1 pseudogene is annotated in these 1,090 nt (G+C 62.0%); it reads right to left on the reverse strand.

Annotated elements, in window-relative coordinates:
• Positions 1 to 459 precede the first annotated feature (459 nt).
• Positions 460 to 882: pseudogene (locus tag AC5ZG1_RS43985) on the reverse strand (M16 family metallopeptidase); the annotation flags it as partial.
• Positions 883 to 1,090: the final 208 nt, after the last annotated feature.

The raw sequence follows: 1,090 nt of genomic DNA on the forward strand, positions 1-1,090 counted from the left end.
ATGCCTTCATCCGCGCCTACAATGAAAAAGCACAGCCCTTCGCCTGGACGAAGAAACGAGTCCGCCAAAAGCGGTTCGTTGGTGAAACTTTTTTGACGATCTGGCAGAGATGCTGGTCAGGTGTTTGGCCGTCCGAGACAGCGCCGCCGGCATCCAATTCGAGGCCAAGAGCCCAGGCTCCTTCTACCAATTGTAGCCGATCTGACCTCCGGCCAGGAACACAGGGCTATCGACGAGGTCACCGTAAATCGACCGACCCTAGGGGATCACGAAACGATGACCGGCCGTAGCCGCCTCCCACGTGCCCGCCGATATATCCTCCGGTCCGGCTCCACAGTGCCGGTGGGACCTTTGCTGCCGGCTTAAGATCGGCCGAATTGACGGCACCGCTTGCAACGAGCGCAGCTGTTGCGGCACCCCAACGAAGTTCAGATCGCATATCACCTCACGAACACAAAGTTAGTTAGGTGTTGCCGGCGTTGCGGCTGATGGCGCGGCGGCCGGTGGGCTGACGGCGGGCGGCGGCGTTGCGGCGGATGGGGCACTGGCCGGCTGGGCCGCGGCCTGCGGGGTGCGGCCGACGACGACCGTGAGCAGGCCCTGGCCCCAGAGCCGCTGCGATACCTTGCGGGCGTCGTCCAGCGTCACCGCGTCGACGATGGCGTTGCGCTTCTCGATGTAGTCGATCGGCAATTTGTCGGTCTGATACTGCAGCATCGCCTGCGCGAGCTTCGAGGAGGTATCGAGCGCCAGCATCTGCGAACCCTTCAAATACGACTTGGCCTCGTCGAGCTCCTTCTGGGTCGGGCCTTCCTCGGCCATGCGGCGGACTTCCTTCTCGATCGCGTCCACCGTCTCGCCGGCGCGATCGGCGCGGGTGCCGTTCTAGCATCCACCGAGACCGTCTTGCCCCCTCAAACTCTTCTTCGATCAGTACTAGCTTTTCTTCGGCAGAGCGCCGACGCCGCACCTGACGGAAGCATCGATGCGGTCTCCCATGGCTCATCATGAAGCTGAAATGGACCCGCGGAGCGGGACCGCTTGAACCGGTTTGTTAGTTGGAAACTGACTGCTCCTGATCCCTTTCTAT

This window comes from Bradyrhizobium sp. Leo78 (assembly GCF_059512425.1).